10 protein-coding genes are annotated in these 18110 nt (G+C 33.2%); 5 read left to right on the top strand and 5 right to left on the bottom strand.

The features are described 5' to 3' along the window. Positions 1-28 precede the first annotated feature (28 nt). Together BUB70_RS00900 and BUB70_RS00905 are read right to left on the bottom strand one after the other, a co-directional pair. Positions 29-3034: a leucine--tRNA ligase gene (locus BUB70_RS00900; protein ID WP_073117803.1), complete on the bottom strand. Its 3006-nt coding sequence runs from the start codon at positions 3032-3034 to the stop codon at positions 29-31. A gap of 158 nt (positions 3035-3192) precedes the next feature. Continuing rightward, a complete protein-coding gene (locus BUB70_RS00905) occupies positions 3193-3717 on the bottom strand; it encodes a DUF2911 domain-containing protein (protein WP_073117804.1) in 525 nt (174 codons plus the stop codon). Positions 3718-3860: 143 nt separating this feature from the next. Between BUB70_RS00905 and lepA the strand changes: the two genes are divergently transcribed. The 5 genes from lepA (at position 3861) to BUB70_RS00930 (ending at position 13132) form a co-directional block, all read left to right on the top strand. After that, positions 3861-5657, top strand: coding sequence for a translation elongation factor 4 (lepA, locus tag BUB70_RS00910; protein ID WP_073117805.1), 1797 nt, complete (start codon positions 3861-3863; stop codon positions 5655-5657). 168 nt (positions 5658-5825) lie between these two features. Further along, positions 5826-7244 (top strand): glycogen synthase, encoded by a 1419-nt coding sequence (locus BUB70_RS00915; RefSeq protein WP_073117806.1) that lies wholly within the window; start codon positions 5826-5828, stop codon positions 7242-7244. Between the two features lie 6 nt (positions 7245-7250). Beyond that, entirely contained in the window at positions 7251-8522 is a 1272-nt protein-coding gene (locus BUB70_RS00920; RefSeq protein ID WP_073117807.1) for a glucose-1-phosphate adenylyltransferase, read from the top strand. A gap of 75 nt (positions 8523-8597) precedes the next feature. Continuing rightward, the gene (gene glgB, locus BUB70_RS00925; RefSeq protein ID WP_073117808.1) at positions 8598-10508 is read left to right on the top strand and encodes a 1,4-alpha-glucan branching protein GlgB; all 1911 of its coding nucleotides are present in this window, start codon (positions 8598-8600) and stop codon (positions 10506-10508) included. A 227-nt stretch (positions 10509-10735) separates the two neighbouring features. Beyond that, positions 10736-13132: a glycoside hydrolase family 31 protein gene (locus BUB70_RS00930; protein ID WP_073117809.1), complete on the top strand. Its 2397-nt coding sequence runs from the start codon at positions 10736-10738 to the stop codon at positions 13130-13132. A gap of 139 nt (positions 13133-13271) precedes the next feature. Here BUB70_RS00930 and BUB70_RS00935 read toward each other — a convergent pair whose 3' ends face one another. The 3 genes from BUB70_RS00935 to BUB70_RS00945 all read right to left on the bottom strand — a co-directional run bounded on the left by BUB70_RS00935 (position 13272) and on the right by BUB70_RS00945 (position 18060). Then, positions 13272-13829 (bottom strand): thioredoxin family protein, encoded by a 558-nt coding sequence (locus BUB70_RS00935; RefSeq protein ID WP_073117810.1) that lies wholly within the window; start codon positions 13827-13829, stop codon positions 13272-13274. Between the two features lie 78 nt (positions 13830-13907). Beyond that, complete coding sequence (locus tag BUB70_RS00940; RefSeq protein ID WP_159431401.1) at positions 13908-15275, bottom strand: DUF5689 domain-containing protein; 1368 nt, start codon at positions 15273-15275, stop codon at positions 13908-13910. Between the two features lie 10 nt (positions 15276-15285). Then, a complete protein-coding gene (locus BUB70_RS00945) occupies positions 15286-18060 on the bottom strand; it encodes a TonB-dependent receptor (RefSeq protein WP_143155214.1) in 2775 nt (924 codons plus the stop codon). Positions 18061-18110: the final 50 nt, after the last annotated feature.

The raw sequence follows: 18110 nt of genomic DNA on the forward strand, positions 1-18110 counted from the left end.
TTATTTATATAATATAATAGCTTTAAAACTATCCTACAATATTGATAATTTTTCCTGGAACAATAATTACTTTTTTAGGAGTCCTTCCTTGTAACTGATCTTGTGTTTTTTCATGAGCCATTACAATATTTTCTATTTCTTTGGCTGATAAATCTAACGGCAACTCTAATTTAAACCTCATTTTACCATTAAAAGAAACAGGATATTCTTTAGCGCTTTCTACCAAATGACTTGGCTCAAAAACGGGGAAAGGTGCTGTTGCAATAGATTGCTCGTTACCTAATTTAGACCACAATTCTTCTGTTATATGAGGTGCATATGGAGAAATTAAAATCAATAACGGTTCTAAAATTTCTTTTTTAGTACACTTTAAAGCTCCCAATTCATTTACCGCAATCATAAAAGTACTTACTGAAGTATTGAAAGAAAAATTCTCTATATCTTCTTGTACTTTTTTAATGGTTTTATGCAAAACTTTTAATTCCTCTTTACTTGGCTCTCCTGCATCTCCTTTAAAATTATTGGCGTTTGCATACAAACGCCATAATTTTTTTAAGAATGAGTGAACCCCACTAATTCCCGCAGTATTCCATGGTTTAGATTGCTCTAAAGGCCCCAAGAACATTTCGAACAAACGCAAACTATCTGCTCCATATTCTTCACAAATACTATCTGGGTTGACTACATTGTATTTAGATTTGGACATTTTTTCTACTTCACGTCCTACAATATATTTTTCCTCTCCTAAATCCTCTCCTGAGGAAAGGATTTTTCCACTCTCTGTTATAAATTCTGCTTTTTTATATTCTTCTCTCCAGTTTCTAAATGCTTCAATATCTAATTCATTCGAAGCGTTTACAAAAGATACATCTACGTGGATTGGTGTCAATTTAAACTCAATCTTCCAATTATCTTTATTTAACTCAATAACATTATTAGGTTGATTTTTAAGATAACCATCAAAAAAATCACTTATAACACTGTTATTATTTGTCACCCCTTTAGAAATGAATATAGATTTTTCATTTAAAAAAATTACGTCTCCATTTTTACCTCCATTAAAATCAAAACCATCAATTCTATACATAAACGCAGAAGTTCCCAAAATCATTCCTTGGTTGATAAGTTTTTTGGCAAATTCTTCAACAGGAACATAATTTAAATCATATAAGAATTTTTGCCAAAAACGAGCATACAATAAGTGTCCTGTAGCATGTTCTGAACCTCCTAAATATAAATCAACCTCTTTCCAGTAATCTAAAGCTTCTTTACTTGCAAACTCGTTTGGATTATTCGCATCCATATAACGATTAAAGTACCAAGAAGAACCTGCCCAACCTGGCATGGTGTTTAATTCCAATGGAAACACAGTCTTGTTATCAATCTTATCACAACTAACTACCTCTGCGGTTGCGCAGTCCCAAGCCCAAACCTCAGCATTTCCTAAAGGTGGTTGACCATCTTCTGTTGGCAAATATTTTTCTACCTCTGGTAATAAAATTGGCAAATGTTGCTTATCAATCATTTTTGGCATTCCATCTTTGTAATATACAGGAAATGGTTCTCCCCAATAACGTTGACGACTAAAAACGGCATCACGCAAACGATAATTAATTTTTCCTTTACCAAACCCACGTTGTTCCATTTCGTAAATAGCCAACTTGGTTGCTTTGTTTACATTTAAACCTGATAAAAAATCTGAATTGGCAATCTTGGCTGTTTTGTCTTCACAAGCTCCTTCAGAAATATCTACTCCTTCAAAAATATTTTTGATTTCAATATCAAAATGCTTGGCAAAATCATAATCACGTTGGTCTCCACATGGAACCGCCATTACCGCTCCTGTTCCGTAACTTGCCAATACATAATCTCCAATCCAAATTGGAATATTTTCTCCTGTAAACGGATGCACAGCATAAGCCCCTGTAAAAGCACCTGAAATGGTTTTTACATCAGCCATACGTTCTCTTTCAGAACGTTTTGCTGTTGCTTGAATATATGCCTCTACTTTTTCTTTTTGTTCTTCTGTTACAATTTTTGACACCAGTTCGTGTTCTGGAGCCAAAGTCATAAACGTTACTCCAAAAATAGTATCGGGGCGAGTGGTGAAGACTTCTATTTCAAAATCTTGCTTTTCGACTCCGCTCGAAGACCCATCTACTTTGAACTTTACACTAGCTCCTTGACTTCTCCCAATCCAATTGGTTTGAGCATCTTTTAATGGTTGTGGCCAATCAATAGTTTGCAATCCATCTAACAAACGCTGTGCATAAGCAGAAATTCGCATGGACCATTGCATCATTTTTTTACGAACCACAGGATGACCTCCACGTTCTGAAAATCCGTTGATGATTTCATCATTTGCCAAAACAGTTCCTAATGCAGGACACCAGTTTACTTCTGTTTCAGACAAATAAGTCAATCTATATTTTGACAGCACTTGCTGTTTTTTTAACTCAGAAAAAGCACTCCATTCCGATGCTGTAAAATCAACTACATCTTCATCACAAACTGCTTGTATATTTTCAGTTCCGTTCGCTTCGAACAAAGCAACTAAAGTTTCAATTTTTTCTGCTTTGTCTGCTGCTTTGTTATACCAAGCATTAAACAATTCTGTAAAAATCCACTGTGTATGTTTATAATACTCTGGTGTTGAAGTTCTAATTTCACGAGACCAATCAAAAGAAAAACCAATTTTATCTAATTGTTTTCTATAGGTATTGACATTGGTTTCTGTAGTTACTGCAGGATGTTGTCCTGTTTGAATGGCATATTGTTCCGCTGGTAATCCAAAAGAATCGTATCCCTGTGGATGCAATACATTAAACCCTTTATGACGCTTGTAACGTGAAAAAATATCTGAAGCAATATATCCTAACGGATGTCCCACATGCAACCCTGCTCCAGATGGATAAGGAAACATATCTAAAGCATAAAACTTAGGTTTGTCAGAAGTATTCTCTGCTTTAAAAGTTTGGTTCTTTGCCCAATATTTTTGCCATTTGGCTTCAATCTCGTTAAAATTATATTCCATTTTTTAGCTTATTGTCTATTTAGTTGTTAACTAATGACTATTTTCAAGGGGCAAAAATACAGTTCTTATGCGAGAGTTGAAAGCTATCCTTTGGCTAAAATTTAGGCATAAAAAAACAGCCTATTATAAAGGCTGTTTCATTTATACAATTATATCTTTTATTCTTCGCTCATAGGAACGGTTACAATTTCGTTCCCCCATGCTAGATATAGATTCATTTTATTATCAAATGCAATGGTAAAAGCCTCAATTTGCATTTCGCTTTCAGATACTTCTCCCTTAACTCTTACTACATCATGTTCTTCGTTGTAAGAATAAGATCCCCATACATCTGTATCACTATTTAAAATAATAGTCCATTCTTTTTCTCCTGGTATTGCAAATAAAGAATAAAGTCCTGCCTCTACTTTTTTTCCTCCAAAAATTATATCTTTATACAATCTAATTTCTGTCGCTTCATTTGCTCCCACTCTCCAAACCTCTCCTGGTTTTGCTAAACTAGCAACCTTTCTACCTTTTAACTGAGGTCTACTGTATATAATTTTAATTATTTTGTCAGAAGTTTTATAACTCATTGGATAAGAAACTGCATCCATAGGACTAGCATCTAATCCTTTAAAATTTTGAGCATTTACAATAAAACAACTCAACACCAACGCTAATAAAATAAGTCCTTTTTTCATTATTATTTTTTTTTATGATTTACTTTTTTTCAGCTAATATACAAATCTCTTAGCTTTAATGAAGGAATTTATTTAGAGGCGATAATTATCCCAACTGAATACTATATCTTTGCGAGTTGAACAAGTTAGTATTTTTAGGATAAATGAAGAACATTAGAAACTTTTGCATTATTGCACATATTGATCACGGTAAAAGTACTTTAGCCGATAGGCTTTTAGGTTTTACTGGTGCTGTAACCCAACGTGAAGAACAAGCACAATTGTTAGACAATATGGATTTGGAAAGAGAACGTGGTATTACCATTAAGTCTCATGCCATTCAAATGGATTACCATTACGAAGGAGAAGATTATGTTTTAAACTTAATTGACACTCCTGGACACGTAGATTTTTCTTACGAAGTCTCTAGATCTATTGCTGCTTGTGAAGGTGCTTTATTAATTGTTGATGCTGCACAAAGTATACAAGCACAAACTATTTCTAACCTGTACTTGGCTCTAGAAAATGATTTGGAAATCATACCTGTATTAAACAAGGTTGATTTGCCAAGTGCTAATCCAGAAGAAGTAACGGATGATATTGTAGATCTTTTAGGCTGTGATCCAGAAGAAGTAATTCATGCAAGTGGAAAAACAGGTTTTGGTGTTGAAAATATTTTAAAAGCTATTATTGAACGAGTTCCAGCTCCGCAAGGTAACCCTGATGCTCCTTTAAAAGCTTTGATTTTTGACTCTGTTTACAATTCATACAGAGGTATTGAAACTTATTTTAGAATTATTGATGGTTCTATTAAAAAAGGAGAAAAAATTAAATTTATGGCCACAGGTAAAGATTACTTTGCCGATGAAGTGGGAACCCTAAATTTACGTCAAAGTCCTAAAAAAGAAATCAAAACAGGAGATGTTGGATACTTAATTACAGGTATTAAAACTGCTTCTGAAGTAAAAGTTGGTGATACCATTACTAGCTTGGTAAATCCAACTGCTGAAAGAATTGATGGATTTGAGAATGTAAAACCAATGGTTTATGCAGGTATTTATCCTGTAGATACAGAAGATTATGAGGAACTAAGAGCTTCTATGGAAAAATTACAACTAAACGATGCTTCGTTGGTTTTTCAACCAGAAAGTTCAGCTGCTCTAGGGTTTGGTTTCCGTTGTGGATTCTTAGGAATGTTACATATGGAAATTATTCAGGAACGTTTAGAACGTGAGTTTGACATGACGGTAATTACCACAGTACCTAACGTATCTTACCATGCTTTTACAAAAAAACATCCTGAAAACATCATTTTAGTTAATAACCCTACTGATTTACCTGATCCATCTAGTATGGATAGAGTTGAAGAACCTTACATTAGAGCTTCTATCATTACAAAGTCAGATTTTGTGGGACAAGTAATGAGTTTATGTATAGAAAAACGTGGAGAAATTGTTAACCAAACTTATTTAACTACTGAAAGAGTTGAATTGATCTTTGACATGCCATTGGCTGAAATTGTTTTTGACTTTTATGATAGATTAAAAACAGTATCAAAAGGATATGCTTCTTTTGACTATCACCCAACAGGAATGAGAGCCTCTAAATTGGTTAAAGTAGATATTTTATTAAACGGAAGTTCTGTAGATGCTTTATCGGCCTTAATTCACGCAGACAATGCACACCAGATTGGTAAAAAAATGTGTGAAAAGTTAAAAGAATTAATTCCACGTCAACAATTTGATATTCCAATTCAAGCTGCTATTGGTGCAAAAATCATCTCAAGAGAAACCACCAAAGCCTTAAGAAAAGACGTTACCGCCAAGTGTTATGGTGGAGATATTTCTAGAAAACGTAAGCTTTTAGAAAAACAAAAGAAGGGTAAAAAGAGAATGAGACAAGTAGGAAATGTTGAAATCCCACAAGAAGCATTTATGGCTGTTTTAAAACTAAACGACTAGTTATCAAAGACCTTGCAAAGCAGGGTCTTTTTTTATTCTTCATTTTTAAGCGCTATTTAATCTACTTCCTCTGAAAACACTATTAATATTTTATTAATTTACCCAAGAATTAATATATGTTAACAGATTTTTTTATTAAGTTTAGGATGTGAATTAAATGGATTTTTTATGAAAGTAATACACGTTAGTGCGGAATGTTATCCTGCAGCTAAAGTCGGAGGTCTTGCAGATGTTGTCGGAGCCCTTCCAAAATACCAAACCAACCTTGATTATGAGTCGGCTGTTATCATGCCGTATTACGACAATAAGTATGCCAAAAGCTCAAAATACATAACCGATTTTAAATGCAATGTTGACTTAGCTGAAAACAGCTACAAAGCAGTTGTGTATAAAGTTGAAAATAGTTTTGAAGATTTAGGATTCCACTTATACCAAGTAAAAATAAAAGGCCTTTTAGACAGAGAAAATGTTTATGGTTATGGAGATGATACTGAAAGATTTATTGCTTTTCAAAAAGTAGTATTAGATTGGATTCTTCAATTTATAAAAGCTCCGGAAGTTATTCACTGCCACGACCACCACACGGGGTTAATCCCTTTTATGCTTACTCAATGTACTAAGTATAAATCGATGCGTGGTATTCCTACAGTTTTTACCATTCACAATGCTGAATACCAAGGAGAGTTTTCATTTGAAAAACTATCATACTTACCAGAATACGATTTAGAATATTCTGGAATTTTAGAATGGGATTATGCCATTAACCCAATGGCAGCAGCCATTAAAGCATGTTGGAGATACACCACAGTTTCTCCAAACTACATGAACGAACTTCCACACGCCTCTACTGGATTAGATTGGTTGTTTGACACTGAAAGAGAAAAATCTGTAGGAATTTTAAATGGAATTGATGCAGATGTTTGGAACTCTTCTACAGATACCATGATTGCTAAAAACTATTCTGTTACTACTGTTGAAGCAGGAAAAAAAGCGAACAAATTAGCCCTTTGTGAAAAATTTGGTTTGAATCCAGACAAACCTTTAGTTGCTTTTATTGGACGATTGGTTTATCAAAAAGGAGCCGATATTATGGCTGGAATTTTTGATAGAGCTTTAGACGCTAATGATATCAATGGACTGGTACTTGGTTCTGGAGATCCTCATGCAGAATTTTTATTAAACGAACTAAAAGAAAAATACCCTGGTAGATATAATACCTTTATAGGTTATGACGAAGAACTATCTCATTTAATCTATGCTGGTGCAGACTTTTTAATCATGCCTTCACGTTTTGAACCTTGTGGTTTAAATCAATTATATGCATTACGCTATGGAACCATTCCTGTAGTAAGAACTACCGGAGGTTTAAAAGACACCGTAAAAGACATTGGGGAAAAAGGTGGATTTGGAATTCGTCATGAACACGTTACTGTTGATGATGTTGCCCTAGCTATTACTCGTGCTAACAAACTATATAATGACACTGATGAATTTAAGAGAATTCGAAAAGAAATTATGAAGATTGATAACTCGTGGGAGAATTCAGCAAAAGAGTACATTGAATTATATAACCTTATAGCAAAATAAAATTTTATGAAAAAAAAAGTCTTAGGAATTATTTTAGGAGGAGGACAAGGATCTAGATTAAAACCCCTAACATCTACCAGATCTAAACCAGCGGTTCCAATTGCAGGAAAATATAGATTGGTTGATATTCCTATTTCAAATTGTTTGCATTCAGGTATAGACAGAATATTTGTTCTTACACAATTTAATTCTGCCTCCTTAAACAAACACATCAAAAACACTTATTCTTTCGGTAATTTCTCTGGAGCATTTGTAGACATATTAGCAGCTGAACAAACTCCAGAAAACGACGGCTGGTTTCAAGGTACGGCTGATGCAGTAAGACAATCTATGCAACATTTTGTAGCTTATGACTGGGATTATGCTTTGATATTATCTGGAGACCAATTATATCAAATGGACTTTAACAAAATGGTTAAAGCCCATGAAAAAAGCAAAGCAGATATTTCTATTGCTACTTTACCCGTATGCGCAAAAGATGCTACTGGTTTTGGAATTCTTAAGACAAACGAAAATGAAGAAATTACTTCTTTTATAGAAAAACCCTCTTCAGATCAACTACCAGAATGGACTTCTGATGTGACGGATGAAATGAAATCACAAGGAAGAGAATATTTGGCTTCTATGGGTATTTACATTTTCAACAGAGAACTACTTGTTGAATTAATGAAAGACAAAGAAACTATGGATTTTGGAGGTGAAATCATTCCTCAGGCCATTAAAACCAATAAAGTAGCTAGTTATCAATACGAAGGTTATTGGACTGATATTGGAACTATTGGATCTTTCTTTGAAGCCAATTTAGGATTGACAGATGACATTCCTCAATTTGATTTATTTGGTAATGACACAAATGTATTAACAAGACCACGTTTTTTACCTCCAACCAAAATCTCTGGAACTACCTTAGAAAAAACATTGATTGCCGAAGGTGGAATAATCAATGCTAGCAGAATAGAAAGAACCATTATTGGTATTCGTGCAAGAATTGGAATTGGTACAACTATTTCTAATTGCTATGTAATGGGGAATGACAAATACGAAGGTGCTGCAGAAATTGAAGAAAAAAGAAACTCAAATACTCCTTTAAAAGGAATTGGTGATCGTTGTTATATTAATAATTGTATTATTGATAAAAACTCATCTATTGGAAACGATGTAAAAATTAACGGTGGAGACCACTTAAAAGACACCGAAACAGATTTATACACTGTTCGAAACGGTATAGTAGTCATTAAAAATGGGGTTACCGTACCTAGTGGAACTGTAATTATATAAATTACAAAACAACAAATCTACACGCCCAAGTAAATTTACTTGGGCGTGTTACTTAACAACATAATCATTCAGCTTATGAATCATGTACAAGTATTCAGTCTGTTTACAGACTTTGATATATATCTTTTTAAATCTGGGAAACACTTTAGACTTTACGAAAAGTTTGGAGCGCATCCAGCTACTGTAGATGGCGTAAATGGAATGTATTTTTCTGTATGGGCACCAACAGCCAACAGAGTATCTGTGGTTGGAGACTTTAATTTTTGGAACGATAGTGAACATGTTTTAAATGTTAGATGGGACAGTTCTGGTATTTGGGAAGGATTTATTCCACATGTAAAAGTTGGTGAAGTTTATAAATATAAAATACACTCAAACAACAACGGAATTGTTACTGAAAAATGTGATCCTTACGGATATCATACCGAACATCCTCCTAAAACAGCTTCTGTAACTTATGATATAGAAGGTTACGAATGGCAGGATAAAGATTGGATGACTTACCGTAAAGACAAAAATGATTTAGACAAACCTTATGCTGTTTACGAAGTACATTTTGAATCTTGGATGAAAAATGTAGATGAAAACAGACCTTTAAGTTATTGGGAAGCTTCTAAAAAACTTGTACAATATGTAAAAGAAATGAATTTTACACATGTAGAATTTATGCCTATTATGGAATATCCTTTTGATCAATCATGGGGATATCAATTAACAGGATATTTTGCTCCAAGTTGCCGCTTTGGTCATCCCAAAGAATTTATGAATTTGGTTGATGAATTCCATAAAAATGACATTGGTGTTATTTTAGACTGGGTTCCTTCTCACTTTCCTTCAGACGATCACGGTTTAGGATTCTTTGACGGTTCTCACTTATATGAACATCCTGATAAAAGAAGAGGTTATCACAAAGATTGGAAAAGTTTAATTTTTAACTATGGTAGAAACGAAGTTCGTTCTTTCTTAATTTCAAATGCATGTTTTTGGTTAGATAAATATCACATCGATGGATTAAGAGTAGATGCTGTTGCTTCTATGCTTTACTTAGATTATTCTAGAGAAGAAGGAGAATGGGAACCTAACAAATTTGGTGGAAATGAAAACTTAGAAGCTATAGAGTTCTTAAAAGATTTTAATACCGAAGTATATCATAGTTTTCCAGGAGTACAAACCATTGCTGAAGAATCTACAGCTTTTTCTGGGGTAACCAGAGATGTTGAACACGGTGGTTTAGGATTTGGAATGAAATGGATGATGGGTTGGATGCACGACACTTTAGGTTACTTTAAAAAAGACCCTATTCATAGAAGATATCATCACAATGAAATTACTTTTAGTATGGCTTATGCATTTACTGAAAGATACATGTTGCCTTTATCTCATGACGAGGTAGTATATGGTAAAGGATCTATTATAGGAAGAATGCCTGGAGATAAATGGCAAAAATTAGCCAATTTACGTTTGTTATACGGATATATGTATTCACACCCAGGAGGAAACTTATTGTTTATGGGAGCTGAATTTGGACAGGAAAACGAGTGGAACTATGCCAATAGTTTAGATTGGCATTTACTAGAGAATCCTGAACACAAAGCCATTCAAACTTACATGAAAGATTTAAATCAGTTCTTAAAAGTAACTCCTGCTTTATACGAAAAAGGATTCTCACAAGAAGGGTTCGAATGGATCAATCATGAAGATGGAGAAAAATCTGTTTTAAGTTATATTAGAAAAGGACACGAAGATAAAAATGATATTATTGTACTTTGTAATGCAACACCAATAGTTCAAGAAAATTATCTAATTGGAGTTCATAAAAAAGGAAAATTAAAGGAAATTTTCAACTCAGATTTGAAAAAATATGGAGGTAGTGGAGTCAAAAACAGCAAACAAATTGAAGTTTCTGACAAACCTTGGAACTGGAAAGACTACTCTGCAGAAGTTACCATTCCTCCGTTAGGAATTGTCATCTTTCAGGTAAAATAAAATTATATTTTTAAAATAGACTCAAATGCACTCTTTATTATGTAAAATAAAGAGTGTTTTTTTATTAAAAACTCAATTTATCAGCATTCATCACACAATATAAAAGCCCAGTGTTTATAAGGGTTTGTTAACAAACTGATTCATGATAAAAAACAGTTTATTAACGTATATTTCTTAACATTTTTTACTAAATTGGAATACTTACAATCAACAAAGAACTGTATACTATGATTTTAAACGAACGAATCGAACATAAAGGGAATGCTTTTCCTGCCAAAGTGATAGATTTCAAAAAAGACGTAGACACCCTTTACTTTCATTCTGAAAATGGTGTGATTCTACAAATGACTGTACTAAGAGATAGTATGTTACGTTTTAGATTTACAACTGATGCTAAATTTGAACCTGATTTTTCATACGCTATTTCTAAAGAAGCGGTTAAAGGATATAATAAATTAGAAATAACAGAAGACATAGAGAAATATATTGTCACCACCTCTAAATTGGTTTGTTATATTTCTAAAGAAGATTTAAGAACTCGTATTTATGATGCTGTAGACGAAACTTTAATTTCTGAAGATGAATTAGGTTTTCACTGGGAAGAAAGTTATGAACTTGGAGGAAACATCGTAAAAATGACTAAAAATTCTCCTACTGGAGAAAGTTTCTATGGATTAGGTGACAAACCAGAACACACAAACCTAAAAGGAAAACGTTTCCAAAATTGGGCTACTGATTCTTATGCTTTTGGTCGTCATACCGATCCTATTTATAAAGCAATTCCTTTTTACACCGCCATTCAAAACAAAAAAGCTTACGGAATTTTCTTTGACAACTCCTTTAGATCGCATTTTGATTTCTGTTCTGAAAGAAGAAATGTAACCAGTTTTTGGGCCGAAGGTGGAGAAATGAACTACTATTTTATTTACGGACCAAACATGCAAGATGTTGTGGCAAGCTACACCAATTTAACAGGAGCACCAGAGTTACCTCCTTTATGGGCCTTAGGTTACCACCAATGTAAATGGAGTTATTACCCTGAATCTAACGTAAAAGAAATCACTCAAAAATTTAGGGATTTACAAATTCCTTGTGATGCTATTTATTTAGACATCGATTATATGGAGGGTTTCCGTTGTTTTACTTGGAGTAAAGATTACTTTCCAGAACCTAAAAGAATGGTAAAAGAATTGTCTGATGACGGATTTAAAACCGTTGTTATTATTGATCCAGGAATTAAAATTGACATGGAATATGATGTTTTCCGTGAAGGTTTAGAAAAAGATTATTTCTGTAGAAGAGCCGATGGTCCATATATGAAAGGAAAAGTTTGGCCTGGAGAATGTTATTTTCCAGACTTTACTAGAAAAGAAGTAAGAGATTGGTGGGCTGGATTGTTTCAAGAATTAATAGAAGACATAGGCGTAAAAGGGGTGTGGAATGATATGAACGAACCTGCAGTTATGGATGTCCCTGGTAAATCTTTCCCAGATGATGTTCGTCATGATTATGATGGGAACCCTTGTTCTCACCGTAAAGCACACAATATTTACGGAATGCAAATGGCAAAAGCTACTTACAAAGGATTAAAAAAATACAATTATCCTTTAAGACCTTTTGTAATTACTCGTTCTGCATATTCTGGCACACAACGTTATACTTCAACTTGGTTAGGAGACAATGTGGCTTCATGGGAACATTTATGGATTGCCAATGTGCAAGCACAAAGAATGGCCATGTCTGGATTCTCTTTTGTAGGATCTGATATTGGTGGATTTGCACAACAACCTAATGGAGAATTATATGCCAGATGGATACAATTAGGTATTTTTCACCCATTCTGTAGAACACACTCTTCTGGAGACCATGGAGATCAAGAACCTTGGACTTTTGGCCAAGAAATTACAGATGTGGTTCGTAAATTCATCGAAATCCGTTACCAATTATTACCTTATTTATACACTACTTTTTACAAGTATATTGAGGAAGGAATTCCAATGTTAAAATCTTTAGTGTTGTTTGATCAAGAAGATGCACAAACTCACCACAGAACAGATGAATTTTTAGCTGGTGAACATATTTTGGCTTGTCCTATTGGAGAACCAAACGCCAAAGGAAGAAGAATGTACATTCCTAGAGGAAATTGGTACAACTTCTGGACACATGAAGTTATTGAAGGTGGTAAAGAAATGTGGGTAGATGCTGATATTGATAGTATGCCTATTTTTATCAAAGAAGGAGCTATTATTCCTAAATATCCTATTCAACAATATGTGGGAGAGAAAAAAATTGAGCAATTAACTCTTGATGTATATTTTAAACAAGGAAAAGAAGAATCTAGTGTTTATGAAGATGCTAATGATGGATACGATTACACCAAAGGACGTTTTAGTTTAAGACAATTTACCACAACTGGTAAGAAAACTAGTCTAACCATTAAACAACATAAAACAGGAACTTTTATTACTGAGTATGAGAATTTCAAGATTCACTTAATGGGATTGCCATTCCAAATTAAAACTGTTAGAGTTGATAACGAAGATATCAACCTAGATGATGTAGAAGTTGGACACAGAGTTTTAGAAATTACTAAAAACTTTAGTCAGTTAGAAATTTTAGCATAGTCCGCTTATCTTCATTATAAAAAAGTAAAGCCTCTCTAAATTATTTAGAGAGGCTTTACTTTTTTATATGCACCTCTCAACTCTTATTAAAAACCTAATAGTTTTTATATTCAGGCAAAGTCGAGAACTAATGATCAATTTATTTTTTCCATTTAATACCACAACCAACACTTGGTATTCCTCTATGCGTATAACGTTTGTTGTTGATCAAGTCTTCAAAAGCAGTTTTTATATCTTCTCCCGTAGGTGGAATTTTATTTCCTGGTCTAGAACCATCTAATTGACCATGATAGTACAACTTTAAATTAGCATCAAATAAATAAATATCTGGCGTACAAGCTGCATTGTATTCTTTTGCTACTTCCTGAGTTTCATCATATAAATAAGGAAAAGGATACTTATTTTCTATCGCATGTTTTTTCATTAAGTCTGGACTGTCTTGCGGATAATTTTCTACATCATTACTACTAATCGCTATAAAATTGATTCCCTGCGATTGATATTGATTGGCCAATTTGACCAATAATTTATTGATATGGATCACATAAGGACAATGGTTACAAATAAACAAGACCAATGTTCCTATTTCTCCCTGAATGGCTTCCAAAGGAATTTGAACTCCTGAAACGGTATCAGGCAACATAAAATCTGGAGCGAAGGTTCCAACTCGCATTACATTTGAAGGGGTTAATGCCATAATTTTCTTTTTTAACAAAGATAAAAAACTAATAAACTCTTGGACTAAAATCTGTAGATCGTTCTTGTTTTTTCAATATTACTCTTCTATCCACCTTTTTCTAGGATTGTATTTCAGTTTTATTTTTATATCAATATTTACATTTAAAATTTCCCACTCTGATTTTATAAAATCAGAATTAGGCTCGTCAATCTCAACTTTCCTAACAGCTATTCCATCCATATATTCCCAATCAGAACCAGTTCCGTCATTACTCGCATTTCCGTACACATCAATTAAAGCCCCGAAAGGATCTAGCAATTCATAAGCATCATCTCCATTCCCATCTAAGTTAGACGATTCTATATCTGCTGTTACCTCAAAATAAGTCGAAAATGCTGCTTTATCTCTCGTTACAATCACAAATCCTTTTGCTGGAATGGTCACATTTGTTAAAGAAATTGGTAAAGCAGCTAACTCTTTTGTGTTTTTAAAACTTGTGTAATTGTACCTAACCAAAATCCAATCTTTTAAACTTACCTCTTTATTCGTTGGATTGTATATTTCTACAAATCTAGCTTTGGTTACCTCTTTAGGATCGGCGACCTCTGTTATCATAATATTTGGTGTTACAATTTCTGGGCAATTGTCATAAGTTCCTATTTCAACTAAATCTTCTATTTGATTCAGCACCAAAATAGGTTCATTATTAAAACTGATATTATAAATAGCAGTTATATCTACTTGTGCATTTGGAATAAGATTGTCAGAAAAATCAGCAAAATTACTAGTCTCCAAAAGAATGGTGTCTCTTCTTTTTGTATTGCAAAATTCTAAAATTCTAAGACCATCATATTCATCAGTAGGCAAACTAGAAAAAGGCATTCCTATTTGATTTATATTAAAATGTAAATCTTCGATTTTTACCAAAGTATTTAAATCATGATTAGTCAAATCAGATAATTTTAAAATTTTTGGTATTACAATTCCTACTTCATCTGTCTTCAAAATATAATCACCCAATTCAAACTCCAAAATATCTTTGATGTATGTACCACTCGGTTTTCCTAATGTTATCAAGTCATCACTAGTGGTCCTTTTTAAACCTTCTAGATTGATGATTACTTTTCTTCCTTTGGCATATTTTGTACTAGTGTTGGTTAACCCCACACGAATTCTCATTCCCATTCTAGGATTATCTACTCCTAAATCTGCTATCCCTAAAGTATTTTGAACAAAAATTTCTTTGTAAAAATTCCCCTGCTGATCTGAAGAAACCACATACCCCGTAACAATAGTATCCTTTCCTATTTCATTATTATGTAAATTATAAAGTTGTTTAAACGTAATTTCTGTTTTTTGACTAATATCTGGATTGACAATTGTAGTATCAATAGTCTTGTGGTTTATATCTTCTACACAAGAAACTAGCAATATTATAAGAGAGAATAAAGTATGTTTTTTCATGAGTTTTTTTTTAGAATGAATAGTATAAACCTGTAAAAAAGGTTCTGCCATTTCCTACAAAATATCTACTTCCAAACAACGGTAATTCTCGGTTATATTCATTCAGTTGTTCGCTATAATTAGCAGCTCTACTATTTGAAAAACCACCTGTTCTATAATCAATATCTAGTATATTTTGAACATTCCAATAGACACTTAAATAACCCGTATTTAACCTCCATGATTTCCCTCCAGATAAATTGATAAGCGTGAAATTATTTAACTGTTCTTGTTGTCTGAACAGATCCAACAAATCTTCATTTACATTAGCTATCGGACTTCCATTAATCTCATTGGTAAAATTACTGATATATCGAATGGGAGCAATGTCTACATAATTGTTTCTAAAATGATTGACACTAACTCTTATTCTCCAATAATTAGGATCATTGTAAGCCAACATGATGGAAAATGCTTGTTGTGGACCCACAGATAGTTTTTTTCCTTGAATATTTGCAGTACCTAAATCTTTAGCTCCTTTTACAAAACCTAAATTTTGTGCACTTGCATCATCTTCGGTGTACAACAACAAATTAGGATTATTATCATAGGTATAATCTCCCACCCCAACAACTCCAGTTAGTTTGATGCTAGAGTTTATATCATAAGAAGTTCCCAACTCCAATCCCACATATTTTTTTTGAATATTATTTAACACTTCCTGAACAAACAAACTGTTTTCATCTAACAAATCATCCCTATTGGGATCATCATCTCCATCGGTTCCAAAACCTTCGGCAAAATAAAAACCTGTTTCAGTTACATTACGCTGCAAATTGTAATATCCTGTTAGTTTTATCTTAGCGTTTAATCCTCTATGAATATAACTCAACGCATTGCTAAATAAATTCTCAGTCTTTAAATTACTCAAAGTAGTATTACTCACCCGTGCATTCGGAAATACTTGTCTTACACTTGGTGATTTTTGTATATAAGCTGTTTTAAAATCGATTAAATTTCTCCCTGAAATTTTTAACAATACATTTGCTTTTGCTTGATGTGCGAATAAATCTATTTTTTTGCTTTTACCTTCTGCATCTGCATAATTTTCATAGTTATACAAACCTTCTCTTTGATGTTTGGTGTATGAAGTTCCTAAAGCTGTGGATCCCTCAATTCTTTTCCCTTTCCAACTTGTTTGTGCAAATCCACTTATACTTGAACTGTAAATGTTATAATTATATTTAAACCTCTCCCCTTCTTTCACTACTCTATTAGGATTGTTTAAATCACTTTGTGCTAAAGTAAAACTTGCCACATCTAAATATCCTGATCCTCCTAATAAATCTAAAACCTCTGCAAAATTCTCAGACTTAATATTTCTGTAATCTATACTTACATTAAAGTCCCAGTTTTCTTTAATCTTTTGTGTGATGTTGGAATTAAACTGAATTCTACGCTCTTCTCTTTTATCATCATATAATACATAAGCTGCATTTTGATTGATGGCTTTCATTTCCGCATTGGCTTGATATAAAAAATCCCAATTTAACTGACCATCCTCAATAAATGCTTGCTCATATCTATATACATTTTCATAGTCAACTGTATTTTTTGACAACCAATAACTCGGTAGTTTTTGATAATAAGCGGCATCGGGATTTGTACCTCCGTTATAATCTATTCTAGAATATCCAATACTACCGTTTTGTAATAACAATGAATTTTCCCAACGTGTTTTATTTTCATTTTCATAAGTATGGGTAAACAATAGCAAAGGCTCTTCTACAGTTCGCACTCTTGCATTTCTTTTATTTCCATTCTGAAAGCCCCAATTTCCATTGTAACTATTTCCTTTTAAACGAAACACCTCATCTGTATAAGCACCTGCAACTCCTCTCCTATTAGGAGTATATAAAAAACTTGTTGTTAAACTATTATGAGTATTGAGAAACTTTTCTACACTTAACATTAAAGAATTGGCATCGTAAAGTGTTCCTGATCGATACCCTTCATTTCCCCAACGTCTGCTGGTAGAAACCATATAATGCCATTGATTTGGCAAACTCCCCACATGACTTATAGAAGCTTTATTTTGATAAGATCTATCAGAACGTGCATAAGCAACTCTTGTTCCTGTTCTGTATTTTGAAGGTCTTGTTGTGAGTGATGTAACCCCCAAAGCTCTCCCAAATGTTTTTTCTGAAGCTCCCAAAGGTTCTGTTACTTCTTGACTTCTATAAATACCATCAACACCTCCCCAATTATTCCATGCAGGTCTATCATCATACAATCTATTCTGCTGTACTCCATTTAACAAAAAAGCTCTTTGATCGGATCCTAATCCTCTAGCACTATAAAATACTCCCTGAAACTCAAATCCGACTGTGTTTAAATAAATATCATCTGAAGCCGAAAATATTCCAGTAATATTAGTAACCTCTCCACTTTCATCCTCTAACTGGTCATCTGTTAAATTCAACAAACTAAATTCATCATGCACTTCATCTAAGGGTTTCAAAAAAACAAGCTTTGAATCTAGCTCCTCAACAGATGTCCATAAATTTTGATATCCTTCCGCAGTGAAGATTACTTGTTTTACCTCTTTAGAGATTTTTAAACTATAACTCCCTTGAGAATCTTTGAACAAATATTTTTGATTGGTATTGGGAATTTCAATCTTAAAAACGGTTAAAGGTTCATTTGTTATAAAATCTTTAACCACTCCTTTAATTTGTTTTTCTTGTTGAGCATACATCATAGCAGAGCATAAACAGCAACAATAAAAGTTGTGAATTGATCGCATTTTTTTCTTTTTCTTTTGTTTCTAATTTAAGTTATTTTTACCTTAAAAAA

This window comes from Wenyingzhuangia marina (assembly GCF_900130035.1).
GTDB classification, from domain to species: domain Bacteria; phylum Bacteroidota; class Bacteroidia; order Flavobacteriales; family Flavobacteriaceae; genus Wenyingzhuangia; species Wenyingzhuangia marina.

What these genes read in the sequence shown, in the direction of transcription:
- BUB70_RS00900 (WP_073117803.1), bottom strand. Translation starts at nt 3,034, where the DNA reads ATGGAATATAATTTTAACGAGATTGAAGCCAAATGGCAAAAATATTGG.
- BUB70_RS00905 (WP_073117804.1), bottom strand. Translation starts at nt 3,717, where the DNA reads ATGAAAAAAGGACTTATTTTATTAGCGTTGGTGTTGAGTTGTTTTATT.
- lepA (WP_073117805.1), top strand. Translation starts at nt 3,861, where the DNA reads ATGAAGAACATTAGAAACTTTTGCATTATTGCACATATTGATCACGGT.
- BUB70_RS00915 (WP_073117806.1), top strand. Translation starts at nt 5,826, where the DNA reads ATGAAAGTAATACACGTTAGTGCGGAATGTTATCCTGCAGCTAAAGTC.
- BUB70_RS00920 (WP_073117807.1), top strand. Translation starts at nt 7,251, where the DNA reads ATGAAAAAAAAAGTCTTAGGAATTATTTTAGGAGGAGGACAAGGATCT.
- glgB (WP_073117808.1), top strand. Translation starts at nt 8,598, where the DNA reads ATGAATCATGTACAAGTATTCAGTCTGTTTACAGACTTTGATATATAT.
- BUB70_RS00930 (WP_073117809.1), top strand. Translation starts at nt 10,736, where the DNA reads ATGATTTTAAACGAACGAATCGAACATAAAGGGAATGCTTTTCCTGCC.
- BUB70_RS00935 (WP_073117810.1), bottom strand. Translation starts at nt 13,829, where the DNA reads ATGGCATTAACCCCTTCAAATGTAATGCGAGTTGGAACCTTCGCTCCA.
- BUB70_RS00940 (WP_159431401.1), bottom strand. Translation starts at nt 15,275, where the DNA reads ATGAAAAAACATACTTTATTCTCTCTTATAATATTGCTAGTTTCTTGT.
- BUB70_RS00945 (WP_143155214.1), bottom strand. Translation starts at nt 18,060, where the DNA reads ATGCGATCAATTCACAACTTTTATTGTTGCTGTTTATGCTCTGCTATG.